Genomic DNA, 15,948 nt, shown 5'->3' on the forward strand with positions numbered 1-15,948 from the left:
CGTGACCACGATCCGGTCGCTTCTGTTCGTCGCCTGGCTCTATCTGTCGATGGTGCTGTTCGCCGTCGGCCTGTCGCCGGCCCTGCTCATGCCCTACCGCCCGGCCATGTGGGTGATCCGCAGCTGGTCGAAATTCTGCCTGTTCGGCCTGCGCTGGATCGCCGGGGTCAAGGTCGAGTTCCGCGGGCTGGAACACCGCCCGACCGGCGCCGCCCTGATCGCCGGCAAACACCAGTCGATGCTGGACGTGATCGCACCCTTCGCGGTCCTGCCTGACAACTGCTTCATCATGAAGCAGGAGCTGGCACCCCTGCCCTTCTTCGGCTGGTTCGCCACCAAGACAAAGATGATCGCCGTCGACCGCTCGGCCCATTCCAAGGCCCTGAAGGACATGGTCCGCCAGGCGCGGGCCCGGTTCGCCGAGGGCCGTCAGATGCTGATCTTCCCCGAAGGCACCCGCGCGCCCGTCGGCGCCCCCGCCGACTACAAGCCCGGCATCGCCGCCCTCTACCGCGACCTCGACTGCCCCTGCACCCCGATGGCCACCAACTCGGGCGTCTACTGGCCGGCGCATGGCTTCCGCCGTTATCCGGGGACGATCGTCTATGAGTTCCTGCCGTCGATCCCGGCGGGCCTGAAGCGGGATGCGTTCATGGCGACGCTGGAGGAGCGGCTCGAGGGGGCGTCGAACGCGCTGCTGGGACGAGAGCCTATCTCAGGCTCTCCCATGCCAGCGCATGCACCCGGTCCCGTCCCAACGCCGCAGCCATAGGCGGCTCTCCGAATAGCCCCGCGATCGCAGGATCCCGTACATCCAGCCCGCCCGTGAACGCCCCGAACGCCGGCAGCACCGCGCGCCGTCCGTCCGTTACGAAGGCCGGCCGCCTCACGCCACGCCCATGCGCCGCAACCCGCGCCGCCGGGTGCAGGTGGCCGGCGATCTCGCCCGGTTGCTCACCCGCCTGAGGCTCGTGGATCAGGCGCAACGAACCTAACGCCAGGGTCTCCACCACCTCGCCGACGAGATCATCCATGGCCCCGGCCAGGGCGGCGATGTCGTGGTTGCCCTCCAGCCAGATCCAGTCGCGGCCAGCCGCCAGCCGGTCCAGCCGCGCCTTGTCGTCCGCCGCCATCCGGCCCACCGACTTCGCATCGTGGAAGCTGTCGCCCAGCAGCACCACCGCCGCCGGCGACAGCGCCTCGATCTCGGCTTCCAGCCGGTCCAGCGTGGCGCGGCTGTCGTAGGGCGGCAGCATCTGGCCGCGGGCGGCGAAGGCCGAGCCCTTCTCCAGATGCAGGTCGGCGGCGATCAGGGTGCGGTGGTTCAGCACCCACAGGGCGCCCGAGCAACGCAGCACACAGGGCTCGCCCTCGATATGGACGCGCAGGCCGCCGCTGGGGCAGCGGGCGGGGGACAGGGCCTGTCTGAGAGCGGCGTTCATTCCGCCCCCGCCAGCTCGGGCGGCGCGTCCGCCATCACCTCGGCGATCAGCGTCTCCTCGTCGAATCCATAGGCGCTGGCGTCGAGGATCATCTCCGCCGCCTGCCCGCCGCCGACCCGCTCGCGCCCGATCTGGACCAGCACCGGCACGCAGAAAGGCGAAGGCCGCTCCAGCGGCACATGTTTGATCTGGCCCCGGATCCGCTCCAGCAGCTGGCCCAGACGCGCCACGTCCAGCAGGCCCGCGGCCGCATCGGCGCGGGCGGTCTTGAGCAGCAGGTGGTCGGGCTGGTGGCGGCGCAGCACGTCGTAGATCAGGTCCGTCGAGAAGGTCACCTGCCGGCCGGTCTTCTCATTGCCCGGCTGGCGCTTCTCGATCAGCCCCGAGATCAGGGCGCAATTGCGGAACGTCCGCTTCATCATGAAGCTCTCGGCCAGCCAGCTTTCCAGATCGTCGCCCAGCATGTCGGGCTCGAACAGGGCACCGAGATCCAGCCCGTCCATCGGCTTGATCGACCAGATGGCCAGGGAATAGTCGGTGCAGACGAAGCCCAGCGGTCCGACGCCCAGCCGGTCCAGCCGCCGCGTCAGCAGCATGCACAGGGTCGCATGCGCCAGTCCGCCCTCGAACGGATAGGCCACGAGGAAATGCCGCGAACCCCGCGGGAAGGTCTCGACCAGCAGGGTTTCCGCATCCGGGATGACCGACCGCGCCTCCTGCAGCTCCAGCCATTCCTGCACATCGGGCGGCAGGATGCGCCAGTGATCGCGGTCCTGGATCATGGCCCGCACCCGGCTGGCCAGGGAGGTCGACATCGGAAACTTGTTGCCGCCCCAGGACGGGATCTTGGGATCCTTGTCCTGGGCATGGGTGACCAGGGCGTCCATGCCGTTGATGCCCTGGAAGGCCCAGACCTGACCGGCGAAGACGAAAGTGTCGCCGGGCGACATCTGTTCGAAATAGTTCTCCTCAGCCTCGCCGACCTTGCGGCCGCCGATCAGCTGTTTCGAGGCCCCGCCGCGCCGCGAGGCGATGCGCACGTTCAGGGTCGCGGCGGCCACGATGGTCCCGACATTCATCCGGTGGCGCTGGGCCGTCTGGGCGTTGCGGACGGTCCATCTGCCGTCCTGCGTCCGCACGATCCGCGCGAACCGCTCATAGGTGCGCAGGGCATAGCCGCCGGTCGCGACCAGATCGACCACCTCCTCGAACTGCTCGTACGACAGCCCGCGATAGGGGCCGCAGCCGGTTATTTCCGCATACAGATCATCCAGCGCGAAGGGTTCGGAGCAGGCGCAGCCCATGACGTGCTGGGCCAGGGTGTCGAGCGTACCCGTATGCACCGGCTCCCAGTCGAAGGCGTTCTCGGCCACCGCCTCGCGCGCGGCCTGGCATTCCAGCATCTCGAACCGGCTGGCGGGAACCATCAGGGCGCGCGACGGCTCGTCCAGCCGGTGATTGGCCCGGCCGATCCGCTGCACCAGCCGCGAGGCGCCCTTGGGCGCGGCCAGCTGGATCACCAGATCGACGTCGCCCCAGTCGATGCCGAGGTCGAGCGTCGAGGTGCAGACCACGGCCCTGAGCTCGCCACGCGCCATCGCCGCCTCGACCTTGCGCCGCTGCTCGGCCGCCAGCGAGCCGTGGTGCAGGGCGATCGGCAGGTCGTCCTCATTGATCGCCCACAGCGACTGGAAGACGAACTCCGCCTGCCAGCGCGTGTTGACGAAGATCAGGGTCATCCCCGAGCGCTTCAGCGCCTCATAGACCTCGGGGATGGCGTGCTGGCCGGTGTGGCCGGCCCACGGCACCCTGCCCTCGCTGACCAGCACATCGACCACCGGCGGCGCGCCGGGGTCGCCGCGGACGATGGTGACGGGGGCATCCACACCGGGCCTCAGCCAGTCCGCGATCATCTCCGGATCGTCCACGGTCGCGCTCAGCGCCACCCGCCGCATATCCGGCGCGAACTGTTGCAGCCGCCCCAGTCCCAGCGACAGCAGGTCCCCCCGCTTGCCGCTCCAGATCGCATGAACCTCGTCCAGCACGACGCATTTCAGGTCGGCGAAATAGTCGCGCGCGCCGTCCCAGGCGCAGAAGAGGGCCAGCTGTTCGGGGGTGGTCAGCAGAATGTCCGGCGGGTTTTCCCGCTGCCGCTGCTTCTTGGACTGTTTGGTGTCGCCGGTGCGGCTCTCGACATGGATGTTCAGCCCGATCTCGCGGATCGGCGTCATCAGGTTGCGCTCGACGTCGGTGGTCAGGGCCTTCAGCGGCGACAGATAGAGGGTGTGCACCCCGGACCCCGGCCCGAACGCCGGCCGCGGCCCGCGTTCCGCCAGCTCCACCAGCGACGGCAGAAACCCCGCCAGCGTCTTGCCGCCCCCGGTCGGCGCTACGAGCAGCGCATGCGACCCGGCCTCCGCCGCCGCGATCATCTCCAGCTGATGCCGTCGCGGCGACCAGCCGCGCCGCGCGAACCAGTCGGCGAAGAGGGGCGCCAATCCTGGCGTCGAAAGCGTTGCGGGGGCGGGCGGCGGCGTCACGTCGTGCCTATAGCATGTTCCCGTTCCGTTTCACGTCCCGAACGGCTATCTATCGACCGTGTCCGTCGACTCCCTCACCTCCGCCTCCGCCCTGACCGGCGCCGAGCCATGGCTCGCGCTGCCGCCGGCGCTCGCCGTCCCGCCGGGCGCGGGGGCGATCTGCGACGGTGACGGCCCGCGCAAGATCGGGCGTGGGGCGGCCGAGGGAGCCTTCACCACCGCCCCGGTCATGGTCGCCCATGCCAGTCTGACCGCGCGTCGCCTCGGAATCGCCCCGCCGCCGCGTTCGGCCGAGTTGCTGGACGTTCTGGAGCTGTTTGCCTTCGTTCGCCCCGCCCGCTTCTGCGCCCCCTCGCCCAGCGGACTCGCCCTCGCCATGGGGATGACCGAGCCCGGTGGGGCGGAGGCCCAGGCCGAGGCTTTGCGCCGCGCCGCCGACGGCCTGCTGCGCGAACTGGCCGCGCCGGCCTATCCTGACCGCGAGGCCGCCTTTACCCTGGCCGAAACCCTGGGCCGCGCTGGCTGGTCCTGGGCCTGGCGCGTCTCGGCCGCCCTGCAGAGCCAGCCGCTCCGCGACCGCCAGCATCGCGGCAGCGGGCTCGACGTCTGGTCGCGCCTGCCCGAGTGGGAGGATGAGGCCCCGCGCGGCGAGGCCGGTTCCGCCCCCGTCGACAGCGAGAGCGCCCGCATCCGGCTGGAGAAACTGCTCCAGGCCTCGGGCCTCGACGAGACCCGGCCCACCCAGTCCGACTATGCCGCCGAGGCCGCCTACGCCTTCTCGCCGCGCAATGAGGAGGGCCGGCCGCGCTTCCTGCTGGCCGAGGCGGGGACCGGCACAGGCAAGACGCTCGGCTATCTCGCCCCCGCCAGTCTGTGGGCCGAACGCAATCAGGGGGCCGCCTGGGTCTCGACCTACACCCGCGCCCTCCAGCGTCAGATCGACCGCGAGAGCGCCGCCCTGTGGCCCGATCCGGTCGAGCGCAAGAAGAAGACCGTCGTCCGCAAGGGGCGGGAGAACTACCTCTGCCTGCTGAACCTGCAGGACATGGTCCAGGCGGCGCAGCTGGGGAACGGCGATCTGGTCGGCATGGCGCTGGCCAGCCGCTGGGCCATGCATACGCGGGATGGCGACATGACCGGCGGCGACTATCCCGGCTGGCTGCCCGGCCTGTTCGCCACGGGACCCAGCCATCAGGCCAGCGCCGCCAATCTGGTCGACCGGCGCGGCGAATGCGTCCACGCCGCCTGCCCGCACTACCGCACCTGTTTCGTCGAGAAGACCATCCGCGCCAGCCGTCGGGCGGACCTCGTCGTCGCCAACCATGCGCTGGTCATGACCCAGGCCGCCTTTGACGGCGCGCGGTCGGCGCGCGGGCTGAAACAGGACGGCGAGACGGCGGCCCTGAAGCGGATCGTGTTCGACGAGGGTCACCATCTGTTCGACGCCGCCGACAGCGCCTTCTCCGCCTGCCTTTCGGGTCAGGAGGCCGCCGAGCTGCGCCGCTGGCTGCGCGGACCCGAGGGTCGCGGGCGGCGCGGGCGCGGTCTGGAACAGCGGCTCGGCGACCTCTGCGCCGACAACGAGGCGGCTACGAAAGCACTGCAGGACGCCGTCCGCGCCGCCGCCCAGCTGCCCGGCGAAGGCGTCTCCGGCCGCATCGCCCCGGCCTCGGGCGAGGTCAATCCGGTCGGGCCGATCGAACGCTTCCTGCTGGCCGCCCTCGAACAGCTCCGGGCACGGACCAGTGAGAATGCGTCCGGCAGCGGGGTCGAATTCGGCATGGAATGCTCCCTGCGCCCCGTCACCGAGCCGGTGCTCGAGGCCGCGCGCGAGGCCGCCCAGGCGCTCGCCGCCGTCGAGGCCCCGCTGCTCGCTCTGTCGCGGCATCTGGAAGACATCCTCGACGACGAGGCCGCCGATCTGGACGGGGCGTCGCGAGCCCGCATCGAAGGGGCACTGCGCGGCCTTGACCGCCGGGCCCGCATGACCCTGCCCGGCTGGCGTTCGATGCTGGCGGCGCTGGAGGTCTCGTCGGACGAGCCGGACCCCGACTTCCTCGACTGGCTGTCGGCCGAGGCCGCCTTCGGCCGCATCATGGACGTGGCCCTGCGCCGCCACTGGATCGACCCGACCGTGCCGCTCGAAGCGGCGGTCATCATGCCCGCCCACGGGGTGCTGGTGACCTCAGCCACCCTGTCCGATCCGAATGCGGACGATCCGTTCGACATGGCCCGGCTGCGGACCGGCTCGGCGCGACTGATCGAACCGGCCCGGACCCTCAAGGTCGAGAGTCCGTTCGACTATGCCGCCAATGCCCGGGTCATCGTCGTCAACGATCTGGTCAAGGACGACACGCGCCAGACGGCGGCGGCCATGCGCGAGCTGTTCCTCGCGGCGGGCGGCGGCGGGCTCGGCCTGTTCACCGCCATCCGCCGGCTCAAGGCCGTCTATGAGCGGCTGGGCCCCGACCTGGCCAAGGCCGGCCTCCCCCTCTACGCCCAGCACGTCGATCCGCTGGAAGTCGGGGCGCTGGTCGATGTCTTCCGCGCCGAGCAGGACTCCTGCCTGCTGGGCACCGATGCCGTCCGCGACGGGGTCGATGTGCCGGGCCGGTCCCTGCGCATCCTCGCCTTCGACCGCGTGCCCTGGCCGCGCCCCGACCTGCTGCACAAGGCGCGGCGCCTGCGCTTCGGCGGCGAGGGTGCCGGCGGGCGCAATTTCGACGACGCCCTGGCCCGCGCGAAGATGGCCCAGGCCTTCGGCCGGCTGATCCGCCGCGCCGACGACAAGGGCGTCTTCGTCATGCTCGACGCCGCCGCCCCGACCCGCCTTTTCGCCAGCCTGCCGCCCGGAACCGAGGTCCAGCGCATGGGGCTGGCCGAGGCGGTTGAACTGGTTGGCGCCTTCCTCAAGCCGGACTAGACGGTGCCCCGATGACCGACACCGCCCCCCGCCATTCCCGCCGCGGCCTCGCCGTGCCCTTCATCATCGTCGGCCTGCTGCTGGCCGCCTGGACCGGCTGGTGGTTCTGGCTGACCGACCAGGTCGAGACGCGTCTGGCAGTCCAGGTCGAGGTGCTGCGACAGGACGGCTGGACCATCACCCATGCTCCGGTGACCACCACGGGCTGGCCCTTCCGGACGCGGGTGTCGATACCCCAGGCCGACATCCTCGCCCCCTCTGGCCACGGCGTCGCCGCGCCCGAACTGGTGGCCGAGGCCAGCAGCTGGAACCCCGACCACTGGGTGGTCGTCATTCCCGACGGCCTGACCCTGACGCGGGCCGACAAGGGCCGGATCGCCATCGCCGGCGACGGCCTGCGGTTCAGTATCAGCCATCTGCGCGATCGCTTCCCGGACCTGCGGGCCGAGCTGATCCGCCCGACCTTCACCCCGCTGGAAGGTGCCGAGCCGTTCCCGATCGTCTCGGCCGAGCGCATCCAGCTGGAGACCCGGCCGCATCTGACCGACGGCGCGGCCTCGACCGACGAGCTGGATGTTCTTTTCCGCCTGATCGACGCGCGCGGGCGTCCCGGCGGCCCGGTCGAGGGGGCGACGCGTCAGGGCAGGCTCAGCGCCGATGTCGAGGGCACGATCGTCGGGGCCAGCCGCCTGCAGGGCATGGACGCCGCCGGGGTCTTCGCCGCCTGGACCGGGGCGGGCGGACGGTTCACCGCCATCCGGGGCCGGTTGAAGGCCGGCGACAGCACCGCCCTGATTTCCAGCGACAGCCTCTCGGCCCGGGCCGACGGCCGGCTGCAGGGATCGCTGGCCCTGACCGCTGAACAGCCGATGGCCGCCATCGCCGGACTGGCCCGGTCGCAGTCGGGGGCGGTCAACCGGATGGGCGCGGCCGGCGCCGCGGCGGCCACGGCGGGTTCGGGCGCGCGGCCGGTCGATCTGGTCGTCGAGTTCCGCGACGGCCGCACCTGGCTGGGGCCCTTCGCCCTGGCGCCGGCGCCGCGGCTGTTCTGATGTTGCCCAGGGCCCTCGTCGAACCCGAGGCCGACACGGAACGGCTGGCGCTGGACCGGGGCGTGGCCGAGGCGGTGCGGCTGCGGATCGCCGCCGGCCCGCGTCCGTCGCCCGACGCCGACGCCATCGCTCTGCGCGATCTGCTGAACGACCTGTCGCCCGCCGCCCGCGCCGCCGCGCGCGCGGTTCTGGGGCGGATTGACGCGGCGAGCGGCGCGCCGCTGGTCGTCTGGGGTGCCGCCAGCCAGACCCTGGCCGCCGACCGTTTCGGCCTGACCGCCAGCCTCGCCGCCGAACCCGAGCAGGCGCTGGCCGCCGTCCGCGACGGATCGCGCGCCCTGCTGGACCTGACGCCGGGCCGGGCCTGGTGGGGCCGACTGCTGGCCGAGCCCGCCCTGCGCGTGATCGCCGCCCTGCCCGACGACCGCCACGGCCTGCCCCGCGCCCTGCTGGTGCAGCGGGCAGAGCCTGGTCCGACCGGCGACGACCGCACCTTCTGGGCCACCGACAGCCAGGCCCCCGACGCCCGGATCGTCGAAACCCTGGGTGCCGCCGGCCTGGCCGCCAGCCAGCTGATCGCGGCGGGCGGCTTGAAGCTGTTCATGCTCGCGGGCTATGTGCAGGCCGAAGACGGTCGGCTTGCATCCGCGCCCGGCAGCCTGTCCGGCGTCATCGGCGCCGCCCCCCTGTTCTGAAAGCGCCTATGACCGACGCCCCGCAAAACGCTCCCGTGGCCAAGCCCGGCATCCTCGACATCGCCCCCTATGTCGGCGGCAAGTCGCGCATCGAGGGCGTGGCCGAGCCGATGAAGCTGTCGTCCAACGAGAATGCGCTCGGTGCCGGCGGCAAGGCGCGCGAGGCCTATGCCGCCGCGGTCGGCAACATCCACATGTACCCGGACGGCCGGGCGATGAAGCTGCGTGACGCCGTGGCGGACCATCACGGACTGGAGCCCGAGCGGCTGATCTTCGGCAATGGCTCGGACGAGGTCTTCGCCCTGCTGAACCAGACCTATCTGACCGCCGGCGACAATATCGTCAGCGGCAAATACGGCTTCCTCGCCTATCGCATCAGCGCCCTGGCCAACCAGGCTTCGGTCAAGCTGGCCCCCGAGCCCGACTTCCGCCTGACGCCCGAGGCCATCCTGGCCGAGGTCGATGAGCGCACCCGCATCGTCTATGTCTCCAGCCCGTCCAACCCGACCGGCAGCTACAATACGGCCGAGGAGATCCGGCGCCTGCACGAGGCCCTGCCGCCGCACATCCTGCTGGTCATCGACGAGGCCTATGCCGAATTCGTCGCCGAACCGGACTGGGAGACCAGCTTCCCGCTGGCGCGCGACAGCGACAACGTCATCGTCACCCGCACCTTCTCCAAGATTCACGGCCTCGGCGGCCTGCGCATCGGCTTCGGCTATGCGCCGCTGAAGGTCTGCGAGGCGGTCGACCGCATCCGCCTGCCGTTCAATGTCTCGGTCCCCGGCATCGAGGCGGCCGTAGCCGCCTTGGCCGACGAGGCTCACCAGAAGGCCTCGCGCGATCTGGTCCACGCCTGGCGCCCGCGCCTGACCCAGGCCATCAAGGGCTTCGGCTTCGACGTCTTCCCCTCGGCCGGAAACTTCGTCCTCGTGCGTTTCCCCGACGCGACGCGCAACGCCGCAGCGGCGAACGAGTATCTGAACTCGAAGGGCATCATCGTCCGCCCCGTCGGCGGCTACGGCCTGCCCGACTGCCTGCGGATCACCGTCGGCACCGAGGACCAGAACCGCGCCGTGATCGATGCGCTGAGCGAGTTCGCGGCGGGCGCATAGGCCCCCTTTATCGTGATGTTTGGCGAAGTTTCGCCTCCGCCCAGGCCGGGGCAGCCTTCTATCGCCTCCGGCGCTGTTACCCGGCAGACACGCAAGGCGTGTTGCAAAGCCGAAGCGGATTCGCTAAGCGGGAACGACGCTTACTCAGGGGACCTCAAGATGAAGAAAATTATTGCTGCTGCCACGGTTGGCCTTCTGCTGGTCGCCGGCCAAGCCGCCGCCACCACCCAGGCTTCCGCCCGCGTGGGTGACCGCGTCGGTGCCATGGCTGGTGAGTCGAGCGAGCTCGCCGCCATCCCGCTGCCGCTGATCGCCGTTGCCGCCATCGTCGCCGGCGCCCTGATCATCAATGAAGTCACGGACAGCAGCGAAAGCGACTGAGATTTCGGCATCGCCATTTGAAGGGGCCCTCCGCACATGCGGGGGGCCTTTTTCTTTGCGCACCGACTGACCCGCGATCGCTGTCAGCTGCGTCGGAACAACCGGCTCGCCCCCCAGCCCATCAGGGCCGCCAGCAGAACGGTCAGCACGCCGTAGCTCCACGGCCGCCGGTGGGCGAACTCATAGATGTCCCGTTCCAGACCGACCTTTTCGACCGTCAAGGTCAGGTTGGAGACCGAGACTGGCTCGCCGTCCTGGAACAGCCAGACCTCGGCGAAATACTGGCCGGTGGGTGCAACCGCGGGCAGGTCCAGTTCGGCGCGGAACAGGCCCGTATCGACGAACTCCACCCCGTCAGGATCGGTGTTGTACAGCGCCGCCGCCTCGCGCAGCCGGATCACGGCGCGGCGGTAGTCCAGATAGTCCTCGCCCAGCCGGCTGACGACCACATCTCGCACGCCGTAGCGGGTGACGGCACGGCTTTCCTGCGGCGCGTTGATCCTCAGGTGATCGACGCCGACACCCAGCCGCCGCAGCTGGCCGAAGTCGGCGATGTCGGACAGGGGCCGGGTCGAGGCCGTCTTGTAGAAGCCCGGCGCACCCTCGAACAGCACGGGCCGGCTGTTGAGCCAGAAGCCCATGTTGCGGGTCTTCTTGACCAGACGCACCGGACCGTCCGGCCCGCGCACCACGACCACCACATCGGCCGGCCGGTCGGTGGGGTTGAAGACAGCCCCGTAGACCACGATGGACGCCCCGCGGAAGCTGGAGTCGATCATGACCCGGGCGTCGGTCATGGCGGAGGCGACGCGGACCTGGCCGACCGTGCCGACGGAGCGTTCCGGCGCGGGGGCGACGATGGCGGGCGGCGGCGGAGGGAGGGCCTGCATCACTCGGGCACTCCCGGCGCAAAGGCGAACAGGTCGGACGGCCGCACGAACAGCTCCAGCCCCATCTGGATGCCGACCAGCAGGACGATCAGCCCCAGCACCGCCCGCAGCACATCCGGCCGGAAGCGGCCCGACAGCCGGGCCCCGTACTGGGCACCGACGACCCCGCCGACCAGCAGCAGGGTGGACAGGACGATGTCGACCGTCTGGTTGCGCCCGGCCTGCAGGATGGTGGTCATGGCCGTGACGATGATGATCTGGAACAGGCTGGTGCCGACCACCACCCCCGCCCTCATGCGCAGCACATAGAGCATGGCCGGGACCAGGATGAAGCCGCCGCCCACGCCCATGATGGCCGACAGCACCCCGGCGAACGCGCCCAGAACGAACGGGGGAATGGCGCTGATGTAGAGCCCCGACCGGGGGAAGCGCATCTTCAGCGGCAGGCCGTAGAGCCAGAGCGGGCGGCGGCGCTCCTTGTGTGGCAGGACCTCGCCGCGCACCCGACGCAGGATCTGGCCCAGGCTCTCGTAGAGCATCAGGGTGCCGATGGCGCCGAGGAACAACAGATAGGACACCGCCACCGCCATATCGGCCTGGCCGAGCAGGCGCAGATAGCGGAACAGCTCCACGCCCAGCAGCGCGCCGACGACCCCGCCGAAGGCCATGACCCCGCCGATGCGATAGTCGACCGCCTTCTGGCTGGTGTAGCTGATCACGCCGGAGGTCGAGGAGGCCACGACGTGGCTGGCCTGGCTGGCCACGGCCACCGCTGGCGGGATGCCCAGGAAGATCAGGATCGGGGCCATGAGGAAGCCGCCGCCGATGCCGAACAGCCCGGACACGAATCCGACCGTCGCGCCCAGCAGAACCAGGAGCGGCCAGTTCACCGAAACCTCGGCGATCGGCAGATAGATATCCAAAGGACGCGCCTTCGGCTGGAACTGAGGCTAGGCGCCGGAAAGGCGACGACGGAACTGACGGTGTCCTAGACCCACCGGACGGTCCCCGCCACCCGATGCGCCAGAAAAGCTCGTCCCTCCCGCGTCAGGCGAATGGTTCGACCGCGAAAGCTTCTGCCTCTGTTCCGGCCTTGTCGCGGATCGAGGCCGGGAGCGAGGCGCGCAGACGCTCGACCGCCGCCCGGGCGTCGATGTCACCGGCGCGCGCCGCGATCAGATACCATTTGTAGGCTTCGCTGAGGTCGGGCCGGATGCCCTGGTCGCCGGTCTCATACAGTTTGGCGACGTTGTACTGGCTGTCGACCAGACCCAGTTCCGCGGCACGCTTCAGCCAATTCAGCGCCTCGGCGCGGTTCTGTTCCCCGCCGATACCGTCGAACAGATACATGCCGTAGGCGTGCATGCCGCGGGCGTCGCCCCCGTCCGCCGCGCGGCGCGCCCAGGTCCGGGCCTCCGACGGGTTCTCTGCCAGACCCTTGTCGCCGTCCTGATAGAGACCTGCCAGATGCAGCTGGGCCGGCGTATAGCCGGTTCCGGCGGCCTGTTTCAGCGTCTCGACCCCGGCCGACTCGCCCGCATCAAGCTGGGTCATGGCCTGCTCGTACAGCGTTTCTCCGCGCGCGAGGTCCTCAGCTGAAGCCGCAGCCGGCACGACGGCGAGCGCCGCAATCGGCGCGACGGGCTCGGCGCCCGCGAAGCCGGGAATGCTCAGGCCCGAGCCGGTGAGCTGGCCGGTGGCATAGGCACCGCCCGCGGTCAGCAGGACCGCGATGGCCGAGGCCCCCAGCGCCTTGCGGACCGTGCCGCTGTCCTTGGCGGCCTGTCTGTCGAGCCGTTCCTGCAGCCGGGACTTGCCGCCGCGCTTCAGGCCGAAGCCAGAGCGGGCCGGGGCTTCCGCGGCGATCGGCACGGTCATGGCGGCGCGGGCTGCGTCGATGGTCTGGCGGGTGGAGGAAGCACGCCCCTGTGCCGCCGCCGCGCGCAGGGCGCGCGGATCGACGAAGTCGGTTTCGCCGTCGAAATCGTCGTGGCCGCCGTCGAAAGCGCCGGGCGCGGTCGCCTCGAGCGCATCCAGGACATCAGCGCCGCCGAAGCCCTGGCCGAAGGCGGTCGGCGCGGCCGGAGCCTGAACCGGCTCGTCCTCGGGCGCGGCGTTGAACGAAGGCGGGGTGAAGGCGGGAATCTGCGGAGCCGGGTCGACCTCGACGGCAAATGTCCCGGCGGGACGGCTGCCGAACGGCGCGGATACGGCCATCGGCGCTTCGACAGCGGCCTCATCGACGCGTGGGCCGCGCATGACGGCGTCGAAGATGGCGTCGGCGGTCAGGACCTCGTCGGCCTCAGGCTCGGGACGGAAGGCGGCAGGCGTCGGCTCGGGTGGTGCGAGGTCTGCGGACCAGGCCTGCTGCTCGGCATAGACCGGATCATCAAACACTGTGTCCGAGAAGGCCGTGCCGGGGAAGGCGGAGTCCGGGAAGGCGGCGGCGCGCCAGTCTGCGTCCGGTGCCGGAGCGACCGCGGCCGCTGCGACGGGGGCTTCCGCCCGGCGCTCGATATTGTCGCGGGCCTCGGCGATCAGGGCCGCGGTGCGCTCTTCCGACATCCGCATGCGCTCGGCCAGTTCGCCGGACGCACGGTCATAGCCCTGCTCGATGCGGCTGGAGCTGTCGGCCAGGCGGCGGCCGATATCGTCCAGCGCCTGTTGCGAGCGCCGCTCGGACTGGGCGATGCGTTCGCTCAGCCGGTCGGAAATTCGGGTGATCTCGCCGCCCAGCTTCTCGAGGGCCAGGGCGTGGCGGTCGTCCGTCGCGGTCAGCCGTTGCTCGATGCCCTGGGCCAACCGGCCCATGTCGGTCTCGACCTTGCGGCTCAGTTGTTCGAACCGGACCGGCGTTTCGGCCTCGATCGACTGGACCCGACCGTTCAGGTTCTGGGCGATGCGCAGGACCTCATGGCCCATGCTTTCGACGGCCTTGGCCGAGCGTTCCTCGGAGGCCTTGACCTGATCGCCGATGGCCAGCACCGCGCGCTCGATGCGGTCCATCCGGCCTTCGCTCTCGGCGGTGTCGAACCGCCGCATCATCTCGGCGCGGTTGCCCTCGACCTGACGGCTCAGCGTCTCGGCCAGCTTTTCGAAACGGGCAGCCTCGCGCGCACCCTCGGGCTCGGCGCGTGACTCGGCGGCGCGCAGCCGCTGATCCAGCCCGGCGAACGAAGCCTGCAGATTGCGCAGCGCCTCGGCGGTGCGACTCTGGGCCTGGTCCAGCCGTTGCCCGACCTCGGCCAGCAGCTCCGACCCGACGCCCGGTCCTGCGACCTTTTCCACCGTGTCCATGCGGTGGCGCAGCTCGTTGACGCTGGAGCGCTGACGCTCCTCAATGTCGTAGAGGCGGCTCGCGAGCGCGCCCATGGTGGTCTCGACCTTGCCGAAGGTCTCTGCCGTCTGCGGCCCCACCTCCTGCTCGAACCGGCGCAGGCGCTTGTGTCCCTCGCGCAGCTCTTCGGCGATGTCGTCGATGCGGCGGCCGTAGGCCTTGCCGGTCTGGTCCTGCCCTTCCAGTCGACGGACGAGTCCGGAGACAGCCTGGTCGACGCCCTGGATGGCGATGGTGGAGCGGCGCTCGGCGGCTTCCAGCCGGGCGGCGATAGCGTCGATCGAGGCACCGAGACGGTGCAGCTGGTCGTCGCTCGCACCCGCCCCGTAGGCGTCATCCATGCGGCGGCTGCGGCCACGGCGGTCGATACTGTCGGCGGCATGGGGGCGGCGGGACAGGGGCGTGAAGCCGCCCTCGTCATCGTCGCCGTCTTCCATGATGATGGTGTTCAGCCACTCGCCCAGCGTCATGCCCGAACGACGGGCAAGGTCCTTGGCGATCTCGCGCGCCTTGGGCTCAATGCCCTTTACGCTCCAAGGCGCCGCGGCTGCGCTCACTGATTCGACTCCCGACCCACCTGAAGGACGCTAGACGTCCAGATCGTGGGTGTAAACGCGTGGTTAACCCCAAGATATAGCGGCATCCCCATCTTCCTGTGGAAAGCGCCGCGACCCGATGAATATTTCGCGCCAACGTGGTTAACGACCTGTGAAGATTAACCTCCCAGCAAGGATTTCGCCCTTGCGCCTGCCCCCTCCACGGACCACCTCGCGCGGATGAGTCTGACCGTCACTCTCGCCCTGCTCGTCGCCGCCCTGGCCCTGGCGGTCTTCGCCGGCTGGCGGGGTTCCCGGCCCTGGGACCCCCGGCGCGGCGTCCGCATGGTGCCGTGGCGCTTCATCATGCTGCTTTCGGGCGCCGCGATCATGGTGCTGGCCATCCACATCGGAACCCTGATGGGCGTGCCCCGGCGGCCCTACTAGGCGAGACCCGGCCGGAACCCCTCCGCCGCCCGGCCATTCCTGATCCACCCCCGCGATCAGGAACCCTCCCCATGAACGACAAGACCCTCACCGCCGCCGAGGCCGAGAAGGAATTCTGGGACCACCTCAAGACGTCCAACACCGGCATGCTGGGCCTCGACCAGCCCGGCTATCACAGCCAGCCGATGACCGCCTTCCGCGAGGAAGAGACCGGGACGATCTGGTTCTTCACCCGCGACGACACCGACCTGGCGAAGGACGCGGCCATTCCCGACCAGTCGGCCATGTTCACCTACGGCTCCAAGGATCAGGAAGTCTGGGCCTGCATCCACGGCACCCTGTCGGTGGCACCGCGCAATCCGGCGCTGATCGACAAACACTGGAACCCGATCCTCGCCGCCTGGTACCCCGGGGGCAAGGACGACCCCCACCTGACCCTGCTGCGCTTCGACGCCGACGACGGCCGGATCTGGGTGTCGAAGAAGGGCCCGGTGCGGTTCATGTTCGAGGTCGCCAGGGCCAGTCTGACGAAGACCCTGCCGGACGCGGGCGGCGTGGCGGACGTGAACCTGCAGTGAAGCCCTGGGGCT

Annotated in this window: 13 protein-coding genes; 8 read left to right on the plus strand and 5 right to left on the minus strand. The window is 70.4% G+C overall.

What is annotated here, in order from left to right:
* Position 1 precedes the first annotated feature (1 nt).
* Positions 2–772, plus strand: coding sequence for a lysophospholipid acyltransferase family protein (locus KB221_14920; protein ID WIY69345.1), 771 nt, complete (start codon positions 2–4; stop codon positions 770–772).
* Here the strand turns inward: KB221_14920 and pdeM are convergent.
* A complete protein-coding gene (gene pdeM / locus KB221_14925) occupies positions 711–1,442 on the minus strand; it encodes a ligase-associated DNA damage response endonuclease PdeM (protein ID WIY69346.1) in 732 nt (243 codons plus the stop codon). The genes KB221_14920 and pdeM overlap by 62 nt on opposite strands.
* Positions 1,439–3,874: a ligase-associated DNA damage response DEXH box helicase gene (locus tag KB221_14930; GenBank protein WIY70945.1), complete on the minus strand. Its 2,436-nt coding sequence runs from the start codon at positions 3,872–3,874 to the stop codon at positions 1,439–1,441. The genes pdeM and KB221_14930 overlap by 4 nt, the downstream gene beginning before the upstream one ends.
* Positions 3,875–4,040: 166 nt before the next feature.
* On the opposite strand from KB221_14930, the gene KB221_14935 reads away from it, so the two are divergent.
* The 5 genes from KB221_14935 to KB221_14955 all read left to right on the plus strand — a co-directional run bounded on the left by KB221_14935 (position 4,041) and on the right by KB221_14955 (position 10,148).
* Positions 4,041–6,905 carry an ATP-dependent DNA helicase gene (locus tag KB221_14935; protein WIY69347.1) on the plus strand — a complete coding sequence of 955 codons (2,865 nt, stop codon included), beginning with the start codon at positions 4,041–4,043 and terminating at the stop codon, positions 6,903–6,905.
* A gap of 11 nt (positions 6,906–6,916) precedes the next feature.
* Positions 6,917–7,957, plus strand: coding sequence for a DUF2125 domain-containing protein (locus KB221_14940; GenBank protein ID WIY69348.1), 1,041 nt, complete (start codon positions 6,917–6,919; stop codon positions 7,955–7,957).
* Positions 7,957–8,652 (plus strand): hypothetical protein, encoded by a 696-nt coding sequence (locus tag KB221_14945; GenBank protein WIY69349.1) that lies wholly within the window; start codon positions 7,957–7,959, stop codon positions 8,650–8,652. Before KB221_14940 ends, KB221_14945 begins: the two co-directional genes overlap by 1 nt.
* Before the next feature lie 8 nt (positions 8,653–8,660).
* The gene (gene hisC, locus KB221_14950) at positions 8,661–9,767 is read left to right on the plus strand and encodes a histidinol-phosphate transaminase (protein ID WIY69350.1); all 1,107 of its coding nucleotides are present in this window, start codon (positions 8,661–8,663) and stop codon (positions 9,765–9,767) included.
* Between the two features lie 159 nt (positions 9,768–9,926).
* The gene (locus tag KB221_14955; GenBank protein ID WIY69351.1) at positions 9,927–10,148 is read left to right on the plus strand and encodes a hypothetical protein; all 222 of its coding nucleotides are present in this window, start codon (positions 9,927–9,929) and stop codon (positions 10,146–10,148) included.
* Between the two features lie 83 nt (positions 10,149–10,231).
* Here the strand turns inward: KB221_14955 and KB221_14960 are convergent, their stop codons facing one another.
* The 3 genes from KB221_14960 to KB221_14970 form a co-directional block, all read right to left on the minus strand.
* On the minus strand, positions 10,232–11,038 hold the full coding sequence (locus KB221_14960; GenBank protein WIY70946.1) for a TIGR02186 family protein: 807 nt from the start codon (positions 11,036–11,038) through the stop codon (positions 10,232–10,234).
* The gene (locus tag KB221_14965; protein WIY69352.1) at positions 11,038–11,961 is read right to left on the minus strand and encodes a sulfite exporter TauE/SafE family protein; all 924 of its coding nucleotides are present in this window, start codon (positions 11,959–11,961) and stop codon (positions 11,038–11,040) included. Before KB221_14965 ends, KB221_14960 begins: the two co-directional genes overlap by 1 nt.
* A 124-nt stretch (positions 11,962–12,085) precedes the next feature.
* A complete protein-coding gene (locus KB221_14970) occupies positions 12,086–14,932 on the minus strand; it encodes a hypothetical protein (GenBank protein ID WIY69353.1) in 2,847 nt (948 codons plus the stop codon).
* A 219-nt stretch (positions 14,933–15,151) separates the two neighbouring features.
* Between KB221_14970 and KB221_14975 the strand changes: the two genes are divergently transcribed.
* A complete protein-coding gene (locus tag KB221_14975) occupies positions 15,152–15,358 on the plus strand; it encodes a hypothetical protein (protein ID WIY69354.1) in 207 nt (68 codons plus the stop codon).
* A 71-nt stretch (positions 15,359–15,429) separates the two neighbouring features.
* Positions 15,430–15,936: a pyridoxamine 5'-phosphate oxidase family protein gene (locus tag KB221_14980; GenBank protein WIY69355.1), complete on the plus strand. Its 507-nt coding sequence runs from the start codon at positions 15,430–15,432 to the stop codon at positions 15,934–15,936.
* Positions 15,937–15,948 lie beyond the last annotated feature (12 nt).

It is taken from the genome of Aquidulcibacter paucihalophilus, from assembly GCA_030285985.1.
In the GTDB taxonomy this organism is placed as follows: Bacteria; Pseudomonadota; Alphaproteobacteria; order Caulobacterales; family Caulobacteraceae; genus Brevundimonas.